We start from the raw sequence: 16,573 nt of genomic DNA, 5'->3' as shown, positions 1-16,573 counted from the left end.
TAGGTTAAGCGGAAACAGTCCCGCGAATTTCAGCATAGTGGATTGCCCCCGCCAGTCGCGCTTTGAAATTCACGTTGCGCAGGATACGGTGTGCTCGATCAATGTCATCGGTGTCAAGCACATCCGGCACGGTCACTGTGTAAGGCGGTTCAGGTGCAATCAGCCCTTGAGCAACCGCAATATCCAACTGCTCACGCACCGCAGTTTCAATGACGGCAATACCGGCATTAGTGTAAGGGATTTTAGGGGAATTGACCATCCGGGTAAAAATGCGCTCCTTGATACGGGCAGTCAGCCAGTCGATACCGCGCATAATGTCGATATACTCACCGGATGCAACCGTACCATCCTGGGTGATGTTGACCCCGGCCACGCGTTCATAAACATTTGCACTCTTGCCCAAGGCGTTATCCTTGGCCGTTGCGGTCAAGGCATCGGGTGTAATGGTATTCAGGGTTTTAAACTTCCATGTCTGGGAGCCAGGATCACGCACCAGGCAATTACCCAACCAAGCAGCATCGGCATATTGCGAAGCGGCAAGACTATGGCTTAAAATTGCCGTGCGGTCATGCTCTGCCAGCTGCAAATCAGAAGCCACATCATCGTCATCAGTCGTGCGAATGTCGGCATCAGAAGAACGGGCGATATAAAGCTTGGTTCGAGCTTCCACAAAAGTGGCGATTTCCACGATGTCGGCGGCATCGATGCTTTCTGTTGCTAGTCCATACCAGTCATTGTCGTAATTGACCATCGCTTGCAGGGCTTGGGTCCAGGTTTCCTCAGCCGTTTTCAGACCAATTTTGATGCGACGCGGCCGGATTTCCTGGGAGAATGCAGCCAGAGCCATTTTATAGGCCGTTGTGGTTGGGGCGTAATCGGCTGCCACACCATCCATACTGGAATAGGCGGTTACCCGATTGGTTGCACTCAAAGCCGTTACAGCAAAAAGAGGAATACCAAACGATTCTCGGTCGACCGTATTCGTCTCCCGCGTGATCTGGACATTTACGATATCGTCTAATGTTGCCATTTCTTAAACTCCTGTTTCATAAGTTAGAATAACTTCTTTGATTTCGCTGTTGATCTGGCTTTCACCTGTCACGGCTTCAATCAGGCCGACTTCATCCGTCAGCTGAACGGCTGTCCGAAATTCCAGATCCATGCCGGCACGTTCTTCGTATTTGGTTCCTACCACGGTAGTCAGATCGTTCACATCATTTAGCACACGGATAAAGGGTAAGCCAGCCCCCCGGAATTGTTGCAGCGAAGTAGGACGTTCCAGGTCATCCCTCAGCGTTTCCATCAGGCTCATGGCGCCTGACCCAAGCGCCTGAAGGCTGATCGATACCATGCGGTCATTGTTGATTTCGGCCACCCCGTCAGTGTCGGGCACTGAAATATCAGCCCATCCCATATCCGATTTTGCCGTGACATGAACTGTAACATAAGGGAAGGCGGGACGAGGCCCGTTCTGATTGGCGTAAACCACTTTATTGTCCGGCAATCCTGTAGCGGCAATGATCCATTTCTGAAGTATCGGTTTGATCTGGGCATCTCTCATGGCTGCACCCGTACGGCCAGGGCCTTGTAATGATTGACGAGGCCATTCTGCCAGATACCGACTTGGGCGATCTCATAGTCCTCCCCGTAAATCACCAGAATATCGGGATTGCGGACACCTTCTAACACGCCAAACAATTCAGCGTCAGTATAAACCTTGTAGGTAGCCAGGGCACGGCGGTTTTCCGGGAGGGATTGTAAATCCTCCGGCTTGGCAGGCTGGACAGAAGCCAGGATGGTCGTTGCCACCGGATTGCCCTCAATCCAAACACCGTCGACATAAGAGCCAAGCGGTTTTCTTTTCAGGGTCATGGGTTTGCGGAAGGCGCTAAAGGCGTTCACATCTTCACCTCATAATCCACGGCACGAAGCATGGTGCCAGTGTCAATAAGCGGATTGGAAGAACTTTTCTTTGCAATGGTGGATGGGGCGTTAGGGGGAGATTTAAGCGTTTTAATTTTCTTGCGCACATGACCCTGAGCCAGCATACCGGCTCTCTCAAGGGAGGTTTTCACGTTGGATGTGCCCAGCATAATCTTGTCGGTTTCCTTTTTCATGACTTGGCCATAGGTCGCCCGTTTTTCATCAGCAGTCGACCGAACGAAAGAGCGTTCAGGAATATCTTCGGTGCCGAATTCATTCCAGAAAGCTGCCTCTGCCTGTGTTGTGCCGTCAGGATAAGCTGGCGCGCCCTGCAAAATTCCGATCCGGGCATGTGCGTTTTTCATTTTCTGCACTTCGCCCTTGATGCGGTTCCAGCCTTTGTCGATGTCTTTAATCACATCATCCTCGTTCTGGCAGCAAAGCCAATAAGACCCGTCAAGCGTACATATTCAATGCCGTAGGCGGTGGATTGATACCCTGTACCTTCACCACCGCCATACGTAATACTTAAATCACCTTCTCTGATGCTCTTGACTGATCCGGTATTACCGCCACGGCCGCTGGTGGTCAGCATGTGCGCGGCAAGGTAAGCCGTAGCCAGTTCTCGATTGTCGCCATAAGCAGGACCGACACTCTTTGCAGCCAGGTCAATGACAGCCAGCCGACGGGTTTCGTCAACGGCCATCATTTCTGGCGCAATTACAAGGAGTGTCGCATCCACGCTCATGGTTATTCAGAGGTGCTTTCTTCCAGTTCTTTCAGACGCTTTTCGGCGGCATCGTGAACGGTTTTAAACTGATGGTCTTTCAGGCTCTCAAGAAAAGCTTTATCCTCGCTTTTCTCAACTAATGCCACAATTTCACCAGCTTTCATCTCATCAAGATTTGTCTGACCATTCGTATTGCCAACAGGATTGCCATTGCCCTGTACGCCAACTGGTTTCTCAGAACGCACAGTTTTTTCGGCCATTACCTGAATAAAACCACGCTTGATTTTAATCTTGACGTGGGGGTGTTCCAGAAAGGCTTTCGCATCCGCATCAGCAACCGTGTTGACGCCTGGCAAAAGGGTTACGCCATTGGCCGAATAGGTATTTGCTTTGTTGTACTTGATTTGCATTTTAATCTCCTTAAATGCCTTCGCCGATTGCCATCGACAGTGGATAATAAACCAGCACACCAGCGATACGGCTGTGGCATGGCACGATGTATTCAAGGCCGCGCTCCTGAACGGGCAACTGCTCGAACATCTGCGGCATTTCAAGCACCAGCTTATCAGGGCTGCGATTGTAGGCCAACATGATATTCCCGGTGAAGTCGGTCACGCCAGCAGCAGCTAGAGAAGCGGCCGTGATTTCGTTCGCCCATTCAAAGGATACGCCAGGATGAACCTTTTGCAAGAACTCAAGAATGGTGATATCGCTTGATTCCGAGTTTTTGGTTGTGGCAATCAGGGTGTAGTTTGCCAGTGGCAGGACAACCGTATTTACCTGCTCCGCACCGCCTGTCAGGGTGATGACGCTATTGATCAAGGCGCTCACATCCCGGACAATCTGGGCAGGGGTCTTGGTTGACCAGGTGGTGGTTGAACCCGTACCATCCGCGGCGACCGATGCGCTTGGGATGTTCGGACTGGTCAAAAGACCTGGCAGGTTGTATTCTTTGTCACCATAAAAGGCGATTTTGTTCCACAACTGGCGCTGGGCTTCGGCGGCGGCATTGGCTTTACGCTGGGTCAGGTTCGTGCCGGCATATTGGGCAGCACGGATCTCTTGCAGGTTGTAGCCGTAGGAGTCGCCAACCGATTTGATGCGGGAAACGAATTCCTTACCATGAACGTCGACGCGCGGCAGATCATCGGCATAGTTGGCGATAATCTTGGCGAAGCCGGACTGGTCATATTGATAGTAAACGATGCTTTCGGCACCAGGATTTACTTCACTGGACACCGGAATAAGCTCAAATGCCTTTAGCGGGGATTTGACCACATCATAGGTGCGGGGCTTGATATACTCAAGCTGACGATTGAAGAAGATCGTTTCGCCAGCATCAAGGTTTGTGTATTGAGGCATTAATTGTTACTCCCTAAAATTTCAAAACGGCCAGGCCACCAGAAGAAGCGCTTGTTTCAAAAGTGCCTCCTGGAACAGCAAGGTTATTGGTTGATACATCGGTGAACTTACCGTTGGCAATGTCAACATAGGCTGCTGCCCCTGCCACAACATCGCTGGTGACTTCCACCCAAACCGCGCCTTTTTCTAGAATGGAGACGGCATCGGAAATGGCGTAGCCAGGAACGGCATCAGCTTCAACAGCGATAGTGTGCGTTTTTAGGGCAACACCCATAAACTTGTCGGCCGCGTTGTTGATGATCGTGCATTGCTTGTCAGGCTTGGTGCCATAGGTCACGGCACGGCCAAAAGGAATTACTTCCTCGGCAGAACGGGTCGACACCGTATCAGGGCGAATGTCATACTTGCCGCCAGCGACGCCGGGGGTCATGTATGGGTTATAGGATGCAGAGGTGGTTTGCATTATTTAGCACTCCCTTTGTACTGGTTTTTGATTGCATCGGCCATGTCGTTACGGGCCTTGACGGTATCATTCGGATTGGAACCGTCATTGCGCTCGTTCATTTGCTGGCGCTGATCGGCAACACCTTTTTCGTTTGCCACAATCTCGGCAACTGCATCGAAACGGGCCTGAATGTAAATGTCCGTCTGGCCGTCCAGATTAGCGGAAGGATGCTTGGCCAGGATGACGGCTTTCTTGATGTCGGCATCCGACATCTCGGAAATCTGTGCATCAGCTTTGAGAACCTTGGTGGCGGTGCGCTCCAAATCCAGGCGGGCTTTTACCGCTTTCTGAATTTCCTGAGCATCGTTTTTGGTTTCGGCCTGCTCTTTGGCGGCATCTAAAGCGGCTTTGACTTTTTCTGTCTCGGCCTTTGCATCAGCAGCAGCCTGTTCAGCCGCATCGAGCTTGGTTTGCAGATCATCATCGCGCTTGACGGCTTTCTCATAGGCTTTCGCTACTTCGGGAGAGGCTTTATAATCCAGCCCATCCAGAGTAACTGTTTTTAGATTGTCGGTCATACCAACTCCTTCGGTTTGTTTTGCATCGCCGGAATCAAGATGAATGCGGGCAGACGGACCGGCGCGGCCTCTGTCCACAATGGCTAAATGGTTGTACCGGATATTGCGCTGGCGGTGATCGTACCGCTCGCCGTTATATTCCCCGTCAACCTTTTCCAGGTCGACCGTGTAACCAAGGGATAATTCCTTGCGCCCGGCATCAAGCGCCTCGACACCATCAGCATGGGTCAGGACGAGGGGCGCACGAATAAACCGGCCGTCGACTTTGATATTTTCTCCGGTCGTACCGATCTGCAATTCTTTGGCATTAGCGGAATTAACCAGCTTCTGTTCCGGGTGGCCGTTGGTAATCGGGATCATCTTGAGCGTGTCCAGTGACACGGCTTCAAAAACATCGTCCGGATGCCGCAATTCCCGGCGAATTGAACCATCGGCATTCTGGTACAGGAAAACGCCGGTACGGGTCACAATGGAATCAGCGCGAACATAGCCCTCGTCAGTTCGGGTTGCCTCGCCTTTGATCTCGCCTTTGTCGTATCTGTAAATCATGTTTTCCAATGCAAAAAAGCCGCCCTGCGATAAGCAAAGCGGCCCCATTTTTTGAGTACCCGAGAAATTATGAATTGATTATGGCGGCAATTTAACGCGGTGTCAATAGCCTGTTTGCCGAGGTGTCGCCCCGGCTTCCGGAGGGTGAATGGAGGTGGTTTTAACAGCACGGGTAATCCGGCCGTTCTCAATATTGACTGTAATCTGGCAATACTCGCGTTTGATTTGGGCATCCTGTATCAAGGATGCAGCCCAGGCCATGTGTTGCAGGTCTTTATCGTTTGTCGGTTTCAAGCAGGAATCCACCCTTTTCTAAGATAATGTTTGGCGTTGATGGCATAGACAAAAAACGGATAGATGAAAAAGGACATGCCGACTGTGCAAATGGCAAGAAGGATACTCAGGGCAAAATGCTTTATGTTTCCCTTGAAAAGAAAATATAACGGGCCGAACAGGAAACAGGCCAGTATGCCCAATGGGGTTGTGGCAGTTTCAACATAATCATTATGCGGGTTTTTGAATTTATTGAGCATTTATCAAGTCCTCCATGATCGGCTCTGCCCAGCAGCGGCATTGGATTTCCGCTCCGGGATGTTTTTCAACCCCGCCGATCGATGACCTCTTGCGCCATTCGGCCTCGCCTGGATTGCGGTAGACTGTTGGATCATCCCATCGGCAGATTTTTCCGTCAAGTGCTTTGTGGCTATCCCTGACACGTTCATCACTGGCATCATTCCAGATATATTCCTCGATGCCGACCCGCTTCTGTCTGATCTCGGTAAGGGCGGAATTCAACTTGCCGGTCTGGTCACGGGCAATTAGCCTGGCCTTGCGCCGGGAAACGCCAAACTTATCGGAAATATCCTTTTCCATGTCGCGGATCGTAGCCCCACCCTGCAAGCCACGGTAAACCACGCCTTCGACATCCTTGAGCATAGTTTCCGGAATGGACTTGATCAGGGTGGCATTTTCCTGGGCAAACAGCTTCAGTTGAGCACGCAGCCAATCATCGTTTGAAATGGGATCGACACCCAGAGTAGCATTGATAATCCGCCTGTACTGCCCCCGGTTGAAATTCGATATTTTGTCAGCGAACAGGAAGGCCATAGCCTCCACATCTTTGAAAATAACGCCAGCTGCAATGCCGAGGGCGTTCATCAATTCCCGAATATCATCCAGAAAGTCATCGCCCCGGTATAAATCCGATTGTTTCTTGAAATGGGGAAGGCGGGAAATAAGCCGGTTTTTAATCTCCTGTTCCAGCAGCCCGACCATCGCCGTAATCGCTCGGACATAATCGCGCTCAATGCCTGACGGATGCAGCCAGCGTGGTGCGCGGCGCCGCAAACCTTTTCGCCCCATGAAGGCGCGCCTGGCAGCGACCATCGCGGTAAATCTATTCTTCATCATCCGGCTCAGTCTGGCCGCGTACTGTTTTCGGGTCTATGATGGTGTCGGTATTGAAGCCGTTTCCAAAGCGGGAGATTGCCACTTCATCCGGGCTTAAAATACCATTGCTGACGTAGAGGGCGTCAGTCTGGCCAATTTTATATTTCCAATCAACTTCCTCAAGATCCGTCATCTGCCAGAGCGGGTTAAACTGAATGTTCCAGTTGGCCGGCTCCCTGCCCTTGTAGGGCCCGTTCTTGGAAAGCATCATCAACCGGGCCAGGCGGTGCAGCATCGGCAACAGAATATCTTCCTGCTTGGATTTGATGTCATCGTAAAAATTTCGGATGTCGCTTTCACCGGTCGCGCTCAATCCGGCAGGCGACTGACCGAACAGCTTTGTTACCGGAATGCCCGTTACGCCGGATAATGCCAGGGCGAAGCGGTCGATCAGATCCGGCAAGCCGGTAACAGACGAGCTTTTCTTTTCGTAGTCCTCGCCCTTGCCATCCGCGCCGCCATCCAGCAGGATCGTATTGTTGACCGAGCGTGTAAGGTCCAGCATGGCCATTCTGGTTTTTACTTCTTCTTCGCGGCCAGCGGCAATCAATGCCATCAGGCCCTGAATCTTCAAGATGACCTGCACGAAATCCTGTACGATACTGACAGAGGAAGCCTTGATAATACCGTAATCGCGCAATTCCTCATAAACCGCTTGCAAGGCACTATCGCCCCATCCCTGATTGCTGGCCTTGGTACGCTCGGAAGCATCGGCCCCATTAAACCGCAGAACCCGGCTGGCATGGACGCGGAAGGTGTTGACAGTGGTGTAGGAACTAATGGTGTACCATTCGGGCTGGCCGAAATTGGGGGAATTGGGATTGTCGTTGATGTCGCTCGGCATCCAGCTTATCTGATGGCGGTCATACACGCGCAGAAAGGCAATATCCCGGATGTTCTTTTCATCCAGGGGCATATCAAGGGTTCCGTTATCGTCAATGCCCATGACCATAATCGCACCGCCGAACAGGTTGCCCCATTTCAGCACATCACGGAACATGTTCTTGGCATCCAGAGCCGCAAGTTTATTCAGCCCGATACTGTTTTTGTCGTTTTCAATCCATATCCATTCACGGGTCATTTCATGGGCCGGGATGTCGATAACCTTGCGGGCAAACCCGGAAAAGCGGTACATGCTTTCAAGCGTAATATGGTCCAGTTCGGTACCGCCGACAAACTTGGTGCGGCTGCGTTTATCCAGACCGCCACCCATGCCGGCCAGCACATTCAGGTAACCATCCGATCGAACGGAACTATCCGCTCTTGCCCTGCGCCGCCTTGCTACCGTCATTTATCACCATACCAGTTTAGAATAATCAACACCTGTTCGAACAGGAGTGTAGCACATCACTATGGCATCTGCCAAGTTCGGTGAACGGGTGCCGTCCGGCTTCTTGTCAACCGAGAATTTCCCGACATCCGTGGCTTTTTTCTGTGCCTGGCTAAGCTCCATTTTTATCTCATGAAGGTTTGGCAGGTTTGAAGGCAAGCTGATCAATTCATCGGGATTATAGGTGACGCCCTGGGTAACGGCCTTGTATGTTTTTTCAAATCGAGTGCGTAAATTCCACCATGCCTGCGCCTTGAGATTGGCAAAGAAGTCCTTGTTCATGGGCGTATTGAGGTCATCCGGTATCATTCGCCCTTCCGGATTTAAGGGGGATGCGCCAGCCAGCCAAGGCAGGATACTCAGTGTTCGCGGGATCTGACCATCTTTTTTCATGCGGTTTGTCTCTGACTTCACAGCTGCGCCAACACCGACGGCATCATAATAAAGCTCGCCCATACCCGCATTCAGGCTTTCCATCACGGCGCGGCGGGCGGATTCACCGGCATCACCTTCACCCCAATGCTCACCATATTGCAACACTACCCCATAGCGCATGGCCAAAGCGTTCTTGTCCCCGCCTTCATCAGCAACATCGAGGGCTGCGACCTTCTCACCGGTTGCCACAAACTTAAGCTTGATATGGGCATCAACGGCAGCTTCGACCCATTTGGCCGGGATAATGACACCTTCCAGAGAAGCGGAATAGTCCCGGTCAACCTCTTGGGCGAACAGGTGAAGCAGGCCCTCGCTTTCGGCCTTGGCGCGGCGCTGGTCATACCATTCCTGATTTTTTCCCGGATGGTCCCGCCAGTCAAAAACGAACACACGGGTTTTGCCTTTGGCTATTTTCTTGCCTGGCAGCCACACCTCACCGGCCATGCGGCGCCTGTAAAAAACGTTCCCGGTACCATAGACGGAAGAAATATCAATCTGCACATCGGTATTGTCGCCAAGTGCCGCTTCAATCAGTTCAGGCCGTTCATAGTGCGCGGATTCATCCTTGAAATAAATCAGCTTACGGCCGCCACGCCCAATATTGTCACCTGCTTCGCCCGTAATCGTCGCACCCGTAGGATTGATGATTTTCATGTGCGTCATGTTCTTCTGGTCATTGAAGCCAGCAGGCAGCATCCATCCGGGTAGATTATTTATAATCATGCGGATTTTCTGAAAAATGCTATCAGGGTCACCGCTACGGTCCACCAGCTGCTCCTTGCGGCTACCCCAGCCGATGCTTGCGCCGGGAATAAATAGCCAGAGCCAGGCGCTTATGGCGGCGCATAACCAGGTTGCGCCAATATCGCGGCATTTCTCAACCAGTCCGTTTTCGCCTTCATGCAGGCATTCCATCAGGAATTGCACGAATTCTTCCTGCCGCTTGAAAAGCAGGAACGGCATGATTTTGGGCAATGGTTTTTTATTTCGAGGGTTATAGGTGATGGCCCAGTCATTGATCCATTGCACGGGATTTTCACGGTAAAATTCCATGACGCCGGCGCGCAATGTTGGATCATTCGTAAGCTCGGTCAATAACCGGGTACGGCGTTGGATCTCGGCTTTGTAATCAGGAGGCCACGAGGTCACTTGGTTCTATTCAGCAATTCTTGGTAAGCGCGTTGCGCCTCTTCCACGGTAGCCGGTACTGTTTGGGTTTGAATAGCCTGACCGTTGGGGCCACTGACCTCCGCCTTAACTTCGGTCGGCAATGTTTTTACCCACAGTTTGTAAAATTCTCCGGGCTCTTCTTTGCCCCATTGTACCAGACTAGTGATGCCGCCCAGTTTTTCAAATGCCTCGGAAAGCGCCTGCTTGACAGATGCAGTCGTTTTATTGACCGTGCCAGCCTTGCGTCCGCCTGTTTTTTTACCCTTTGCCATAATTATCTAAAAACCTCTACTTTAGAATAATATGCCAATGAGGCAGAGCCAGTCAAGATATATTGCTTATTCGTTCCCATTACTCGCAATGAACTCCGCCAGAGGCCGCACCCGATGGAAACTTTGTTTGCCGCGATGATAAGCGCACCACCCTGGAACGGCGGCATGGCATATGGATAGCTTAACAGAAATAGGGGGACGGTCAATAAAAAAGCCCCACTAGGAAGGTGGGGCTTAGCGTTGGTTATTCAGCGGCAGGCGAAGGGCTCTTGTCTGGTTCGCTAACTTCAGGGAGAGTTTTATTTAAATTGTTCAGTTCAGCAAAATGCTTTTTCCAGAGACGGTATATTATTTTACTCACCTGTGTGCCTAAATCTTTAAGGCGTTTTGAACTGAATTTATCGCTCTTTTCTATTTCTTTGTTAAACACCGTATCAAGAACGGTTTTCATTTCCTCTATGGCGTTAATAAAAGCTTGTTGAGACTTGGCTGCCATGTCGTTTTCGACGTCTTTTCTTATTTTGTCCTTAAACCTTTCTGTTAAGGCCATTGTCAAATCAACAACATCTTTACTTAACGCATCAGTAATCGATTTCAGCTTTTGCTCTCTGGTTTGTCCAGCATATTGAGGATACAGCTTTACTAGGAAAGCTTCTTTTCCATCCAAATATGAAAAGCACTTCTCATAAGTGCTAGCTTCCATATTATGCATAAATTGGTTTCGTATTTCCATGAATGCTTGGAACTTCTTTTTGTCTGCTGCTGACAGGGCACGGATTTCGATTAGCATATCTACCTTTTGATTGAAGGATAAGCCGCCTCCTTTATTGCCCAATACTTTTGAGTTTGCTACATCATCAATGCCAATCAGCTTTGCCAAAAACAATGAAGTCATGCTTTCTACTATGAGTGCATGAGCCAAAACATCTTTTCTAATATCTAATCCAAGTCTTCCCATGCGATAAAATTAAAAACTTCATCGTTCTTAGACTTATAATTACCAAATATATTTAGGTTCCACGTGAAGTAACGTGCTTGAGCAGAGGCGGAACCAGCGCGGCAAGGGCGCGGTATTTGTGAACTGCACGTTTCTGCTTCTTACGGTAATTGCGCATGTATTCGGTATGGCAAGGGCCACAGGTTCGCTGGCTCTTGCGGTTGTGAGGGCTTCCGCAGGATGAACAAAGCGTCATCGGCCGGTAGAGCCAAAGCCGCCAGCACCGCGCACGGTTTCCGGCAACGCTTCGACATGATCCCATTCGACCTGTGCCACCTGGGCAATGACCATCTGGGCAATGCGGTCACCGCGACTGATGACGAAGTGCGTTGATCCATGATTGATCAGCAGGGCGTGAATTTCGCCGCGGTAATCGGCATCCACGGTACCGGGGCTGTTCAGGACAGTAACGCCGTGCTTGTTCGCCAATCCTGATCGGGGGCGGATCTGCGCTTCCATGCCATCAGGCAGGCCAATGGCGATACCACAGGGAACCAGCAGACGTTCGCCTGGGTAGATGATTACGCGTTCGGGTATGGCGGCAAGCAAATCCAGTCCGGCGCTGCCAGGCGTGGCGTAGGTCGGCAATGGCAGGCCATCGTAATGCGGAAGGGCGGTCAGGAGAATCGGGGTGCGTGTCATGGGTCAACCCTAACCCAGGGAGCCAAGGCAGGGCAAGCGGAAAAATCTGCCTCACGCGCGCGCACGCGTACACACATTCCGAAAATAAGGCTAAAAAGGGCTAAATTCTAAATAGGGGTATATATATAGTATTTAATTGTATTAATTAAAAAGAGAGATTTTTTCAATGACTTGACACCAAATAATTATAGGGGATTATGGGGGATTATGAAGATTGATAAAATTTTATGGAGTTGTAAAAAAAAATGTATTGACCCAAAATCCCTATAAATGCAGAATGGCGCTTAAGGAGTGGCAAGCCCATTGCAAGGGTGGTTATTTACACGGATAGCCTGCCACTCCGATTTCTCCGCCCCCGTGTCCTTTTCGTGTAAGGAAATCTGATGGCAAATCTGTCACTCTATACCAATCGTATCCAGTACGAATCATCCCGGCCCACCGCCGAATCAGCCGAAAAAACATTTCTTGACCTTTTGCGCCAGTTCGGTGCGGTCAACATCAAGGAACTGGTTCCGGGAAAGGTGATGCGTTTCCCGCTTGCCCAAAGCCCGAAAAAGAACCTTATCGGCTGGGCATGGTACAATGAGAGCCAGGAAATCGGCTTTGGCGCATACGGTTCTTTCAATCCTGCCTATGGCCCGGAAAAAGTAACATGGTGCAGTAAAGACTCCAGCACCATGACCTTGGAAGAGCGCCAGCAATTCACAGCGCACCTGGAAGCCAGCAGGCTTGCCCACGAAGAAGAAACGCGCAAGCGGCAGGAGAAGGCAGCGGCAAAGGCCAGCCTGATCTGGAAAGCGGCCGGGTACGCCGACAACAACCCCTATCTTGAGCGCAAGCAGGTCATTCCCTATAAGCATGTCCGTCAGAACGGCAGCACCCTGATCATTCCAATCACCCGCCAGAACGCATTGACGTCCCTGCAACTGATCAAGCCGGACGGTTCCAAGAAATTCCTGACAGGAGGCCGCATCAAAGGGTGCCACTTCAAGATTGAGGGCAAGGAAGATACCGTCTATGTGGCCGAGGGATACGCCACCGGAGCCAGCATCGCCATGGCAACCGGGGCCACCGTCTATGTCGCCTTCAATGCCGGAAACCTGTTTGAGATAGCTTCCATTGCCCGGTCCGACCACCCTGACGCCCGGATCGTTATTGGCGGGGATGATGACCAGTTCAAGCCATCCAATGCCGGGCGCACCAAGGGACAGCAGGCGGCCGATGGTCTGGGTATTGAAATCATGTTCCCCAGATTTTCATCGCTGGAAGGTGAACCCGTTGACTGGAATGATCTCCATTGTCGCGAGGGGCTTGAAGCTGTGCGCGAGCAATTGCGGAAAAAGCCCAGGATATACCAGCAGAAAACCGTTACCGGCTTTGATGAAAACAGCCTGCGTCCATCCGGCATCCTGGGGGAGCTTGTCAGTTACTATCATGCGACATCGGGGAACTACCAGCCGGGCTTTGCCATCCAGTCGGCCATTGCCATTGCCAGCATCGTCTGTGCGCGAAACTTTGAAACGAATATGGCGAACCGGGCCAGCCTGTTCATGATGTGCCTGGGCAAATCGGCAACCGGCAAGGAGCACATCAAGCGCACCATTGAAAGGGTGCTGGATGCCTGCGGCCTTGAGCATCTTGTCTCCGGTGGCGGCTATACATCGTCCGGCGCCGTGTTCAGCGAGTTCCTTGCCAAGCCGCGCCATATCACGGTTGTGGATGAATTTTCCAAGGAATTGGAGACAGCCGGCAAGCAAAGCAACGGGCAAATGCTGGAAGCGAAAAAGGTCATTATGGAGGCTTTTGGCCGTACCGATGGCATCCTGCGCCCCAAGGTCTATTCCACCATGACCAAGGAAAAAGCCAAGGAAACGAAAATCATCAATCCGGCACTAACATTCATGGCCCTGTCCGTTCCTGATGATCTTTTCAGTTCGCTGGATGTATCGTCAATCAAGGATGGATTTTTAAACCGCTTCATTATCAACGTATCGGATGCCGAGCGCAGCATTCGCCAGCATAAGCCCGCCCTGGACGTTCCGGGCAGCATCATTGAATGGGCCAAGGCGATTTTCAATCGCACCGACAAGCTGAAAGAAAATCCCAATGTCGCCCCCACGCTCGTGACGCTTGACTTTACCATGGAGGCCATGAACGCGCAGGAGGCTTACCAGAAATATTGCATTGAGAAAATGAACGCCTTTGAGCGCTTCGGCATGGCGGAACTGTTTGGCCGTTCCAATGAAATTGCCATGCGCCTTAGCCTGATTGCCGCCCTGTCGGATGATCCAAACGCGACTGTCATCGAACTCAAGCACATTGACTGGGCCATCGCCTGGGTCAAGCACAACATGGACAATGTGGCGAACAAGCTGAAAATGTCGATTTCTAACAGCGAATTCGAGGGATGGAAAAAAGAATGGCTTGGCCGGATAAGGCAACTTGGGGAGCAGGGTATTTCCGAAAAGGAAATGCACAAGACGCCGCCTTTTTCCAAATACCGGGAGCGGGAGCGAAAAGAAATTATTCACGCCCTGGTGGAATCGGAATTGATTGTATTGGGAGAAAGAAGAACCGGCAAAGCTGGCCGACCTGTCATGGCATACATGGCGGTGGAAAATGATTAAGCTTGGCATTCAGCAGCAGGAAGCATTTGACCGCATCATGGCCTGGCATAAAACCGATGCGCAGGAATTCGCATTGGCCGGATATGCAGGAACGGGTAAAACCACCCTTGCCAAACGTATTGCGCAGGAATTCGGGAACGTCATTTTTTGCGCCTATACCGGAAAGGCAGCGCAAGTTTTGCGGGACAAGGGATGCGGAAATGCCGGAACCATCCATGGCTATCTGTACCGGTTGCAGGGCGAGGAAGGCAAGGAACCGGTTTTCGGGCTGAATGAAGAGAGCGCCATGCGCTATGCCGACCTGGTGATTGTCGATGAATACAGTTTTCTGAACGCAGAGATTATTCAGGACTTGCGCACCATTTGCGACAAGATTTTATACCTGGGCGATCCGTTCCAGTTACCGCCAGTAAACGGCCAGTGCATCATCGAGCCTGATTTCTTCATTGATGAAATTCACCGCCAGGCATTGGAAAGCCCGATTATCCGCTATGCGACCATGATACGCAATGGCGACATGATCCGCTATTGTGACGAAGGGGAATTCCGCTACCTGAAAAACGGCAGCTTGAGCATGGATGATTTCATGAAGGCCGACCAGTTTATTGTTGGCCGCAATGATACGCGCATCCGGTTTAACCGGCGCGCACGGATGATAAAAGGCTTTGAAGCGGTATTGCCTGTGAAGGGTGATAAAATGATCTGCCTGAAAAACAATCCAAGAAACGCTGTTTTCAATGGCATGATTGACTATGCGGCAAGTGACGCGGAGATAATCGACTATCTGTGTTACGGCATCGACATGAAAGAGCTGGGACACCTGAATGTTATCCGTGACAATGAGCGCCATGATTTCCGGCAGCACCGCCGACTGAATATGTTTGATTTCGCCTATGCCATCACCTGCCACAAATCGCAGGGCAGCGAATTCAACGATGTGATTATTTATAAGGAACCGATTGGCCGTGACATCACGGACCGCCGCAAATGGTTATATACTGCCGTAACTCGCGGGAAAAACCGGGTTACTTTGACTGATCCAGTGAGGTAAGCAGAATATGGCGTACCAGGTCGCTTTTCCGCTTGAAGGGGGATTTTTTAAGAGCACGTTTGATAAGATTGTCAAGCTCTTTATCAATCAGGATGTGCAGGAAATTTTTTTTCATGTTGTTGCTCTTTTGTTGTTGACAGCAACACACTACCACGCTAAAACATGAATTGTCAATATCACAGAAAGGACGCACGATATGACAGAAGTACAAACCACTGAACAAACCACCGAGGCCCCGGCAGCACCAAAAACGCTTGGCCTTGAGGTTCGCACCCACAAGCCTCCCCGCATTGTCATTTATGGACCGCAAGGCTTGGGTAAATCCACCTTTGGCGCAATGATGAAAAAGCCGGTGTTTATCCAGACGGAAGATGGTCTGGATAATATTGACGCCCCCGCTTTTCCATTGGCCAAAAATTTTGATACGGTCATGAGCCAGTTGCGCGAACTGGCCACCATCGACCACGACTATAAAACCGTCGTCATTGATTCCCTTGACTGGCTGGAACCGATGATCTGGCGAAAAGTGGCGCAGGAAAACCATGTCGAGAACCTTGAGCAAATCGGTTACGGCAAGGGCTACGTCATGGCGCTGGACATCTGGCGCGAATACATCAAGGCGGTGAATTATCTGCGTGACAAAAAAGGCATGATGATCGTCCAGACGGCTCATACGGAAATCAAGCGTTTTGAAGATCCGCTGAATGAATCCTATGACCGCTACCAGATCAAACTGCATCGCCTGGCCGCCGGATTAATTCTGGAACATTCTGACATTGTGCTTTTCACCAATTACTATGTCGGCACAACCAAGAAAAAAGAAGGCTTTGGCGACAGAACAATGGCAATCGGCTCTGGTGAGCGTGTATTGTACACCGAAGAACGGCCAAGCTTCATTGCAAAGAACCGTTACGGGTTGCCAGCAGAAATTCCTTTCGACCAGGAAGGAAAATATCGGAAGGTGATCGCTGATCATGTTCCATTCTTCAACAAACAGAAAAAGGACGTATAAC

The 16,573-nt window shown here is 50.9% G+C and carries 19 protein-coding genes; 3 read left to right on the top strand and 16 right to left on the bottom strand.

The annotated features are described in order from the left end of the window. Positions 1-4: 4 nt before the first annotated feature. The 16 genes from H7U12_RS13260 to dut form a co-directional block, all read right to left on the bottom strand. A complete protein-coding gene (locus H7U12_RS13260) occupies positions 5-1,030 on the bottom strand; it encodes a DUF3383 family protein (RefSeq protein ID WP_186638692.1) in 1,026 nt (341 codons plus the stop codon). A gap of 3 nt (positions 1,031-1,033) precedes the next feature. Then, a complete protein-coding gene (locus tag H7U12_RS13255; RefSeq protein ID WP_186638690.1) occupies positions 1,034-1,561 on the bottom strand; it encodes a phage neck terminator protein in 528 nt (175 codons plus the stop codon). Continuing rightward, positions 1,558-1,872, bottom strand: coding sequence for a hypothetical protein (locus H7U12_RS13250; protein WP_186638688.1), 315 nt, complete (start codon positions 1,870-1,872; stop codon positions 1,558-1,560). The genes H7U12_RS13255 and H7U12_RS13250 overlap by 4 nt, the downstream gene beginning before the upstream one ends. A gap of 26 nt (positions 1,873-1,898) precedes the next feature. Continuing rightward, positions 1,899-2,342, bottom strand: coding sequence for a hypothetical protein (locus tag H7U12_RS13245; RefSeq protein WP_186638686.1), 444 nt, complete (start codon positions 2,340-2,342; stop codon positions 1,899-1,901). After that, a complete protein-coding gene (locus tag H7U12_RS13240; RefSeq protein ID WP_186638684.1) occupies positions 2,339-2,671 on the bottom strand; it encodes a DUF4054 domain-containing protein in 333 nt (110 codons plus the stop codon). The genes H7U12_RS13245 and H7U12_RS13240 overlap by 4 nt, the downstream gene beginning before the upstream one ends. A 2-nt stretch (positions 2,672-2,673) precedes the next feature. Further along, positions 2,674-3,063, bottom strand: a complete 390-nt coding sequence (locus tag H7U12_RS13235) for a hypothetical protein (protein ID WP_186638682.1) — start codon at positions 3,061-3,063, stop codon at positions 2,674-2,676. Positions 3,064-3,073: 10 nt separating this feature from the next. Then, positions 3,074-4,015, bottom strand: coding sequence for a DUF2184 domain-containing protein (locus H7U12_RS13230; RefSeq protein ID WP_186638680.1), 942 nt, complete (start codon positions 4,013-4,015; stop codon positions 3,074-3,076). A gap of 13 nt (positions 4,016-4,028) precedes the next feature. Then, the gene (locus H7U12_RS13225; RefSeq protein WP_186638678.1) at positions 4,029-4,478 is read right to left on the bottom strand and encodes a structural cement protein Gp24; all 450 of its coding nucleotides are present in this window, start codon (positions 4,476-4,478) and stop codon (positions 4,029-4,031) included. After that, positions 4,478-5,587 carry a DUF2213 domain-containing protein gene (locus H7U12_RS13220; protein WP_186638676.1) on the bottom strand — a complete coding sequence of 370 codons (1,110 nt, stop codon included), beginning with the start codon at positions 5,585-5,587 and terminating at the stop codon, positions 4,478-4,480. The genes H7U12_RS13225 and H7U12_RS13220 overlap by 1 nt, the downstream gene beginning before the upstream one ends. A 102-nt stretch (positions 5,588-5,689) precedes the next feature. Then, positions 5,690-5,881, bottom strand: a complete 192-nt coding sequence (locus H7U12_RS13215; protein WP_186638674.1) for a hypothetical protein — start codon at positions 5,879-5,881, stop codon at positions 5,690-5,692. A gap of 228 nt (positions 5,882-6,109) precedes the next feature. Next, positions 6,110-6,997 (bottom strand): phage head morphogenesis protein, encoded by an 888-nt coding sequence (locus H7U12_RS13210; protein WP_186638672.1) that lies wholly within the window; start codon positions 6,995-6,997, stop codon positions 6,110-6,112. Then, entirely contained in the window at positions 6,984-8,327 is a 1,344-nt protein-coding gene (locus H7U12_RS13205) for a DUF1073 domain-containing protein (protein WP_186638670.1), read from the bottom strand. The genes H7U12_RS13210 and H7U12_RS13205 overlap by 14 nt, the downstream gene beginning before the upstream one ends. A 3-nt stretch (positions 8,328-8,330) precedes the next feature. Next, entirely contained in the window at positions 8,331-9,854 is a 1,524-nt protein-coding gene (locus H7U12_RS13200; RefSeq protein ID WP_206683925.1) for a hypothetical protein, read from the bottom strand. A 92-nt stretch (positions 9,855-9,946) separates the two neighbouring features. After that, positions 9,947-10,243, bottom strand: coding sequence for a hypothetical protein (locus H7U12_RS13195; RefSeq protein WP_186638666.1), 297 nt, complete (start codon positions 10,241-10,243; stop codon positions 9,947-9,949). A gap of 244 nt (positions 10,244-10,487) precedes the next feature. Further along, entirely contained in the window at positions 10,488-11,201 is a 714-nt protein-coding gene (locus H7U12_RS13190; RefSeq protein ID WP_186638664.1) for a hypothetical protein, read from the bottom strand. A gap of 231 nt (positions 11,202-11,432) precedes the next feature. After that, a complete protein-coding gene (gene dut / locus H7U12_RS13185; RefSeq protein ID WP_186638662.1) occupies positions 11,433-11,882 on the bottom strand; it encodes a dUTP diphosphatase in 450 nt (149 codons plus the stop codon). Between the two features lie 383 nt (positions 11,883-12,265). On the opposite strand from dut, the gene H7U12_RS13180 reads away from it, so the two are divergent. The 3 genes from H7U12_RS13180 to H7U12_RS13170 all read left to right on the top strand — a co-directional run bounded on the left by H7U12_RS13180 (position 12,266) and on the right by H7U12_RS13170 (position 16,572). Then, the gene (locus H7U12_RS13180; RefSeq protein WP_186638660.1) at positions 12,266-14,509 is read left to right on the top strand and encodes a toprim domain-containing protein; all 2,244 of its coding nucleotides are present in this window, start codon (positions 12,266-12,268) and stop codon (positions 14,507-14,509) included. Next, positions 14,502-15,560 (top strand): ATP-dependent DNA helicase, encoded by a 1,059-nt coding sequence (locus H7U12_RS13175; RefSeq protein WP_186638658.1) that lies wholly within the window; start codon positions 14,502-14,504, stop codon positions 15,558-15,560. The genes H7U12_RS13180 and H7U12_RS13175 overlap by 8 nt, the downstream gene beginning before the upstream one ends. Before the next feature lie 196 nt (positions 15,561-15,756). Then, positions 15,757-16,572 (top strand): ATP-binding protein, encoded by an 816-nt coding sequence (locus tag H7U12_RS13170; protein ID WP_186638656.1) that lies wholly within the window; start codon positions 15,757-15,759, stop codon positions 16,570-16,572. The last annotated feature ends 1 nt before the right edge of the window (position 16,573 follow it).

Origin of the sequence: Rufibacter sediminis, assembly GCF_014269285.1 — a bacterium.
GTDB classification, from domain to species: Bacteria; Bacteroidota; Bacteroidia; order Cytophagales; family Hymenobacteraceae; genus Nibribacter; species Nibribacter sediminis.
This window is presented reverse-complemented; position numbering and strand designations above follow the sequence as displayed.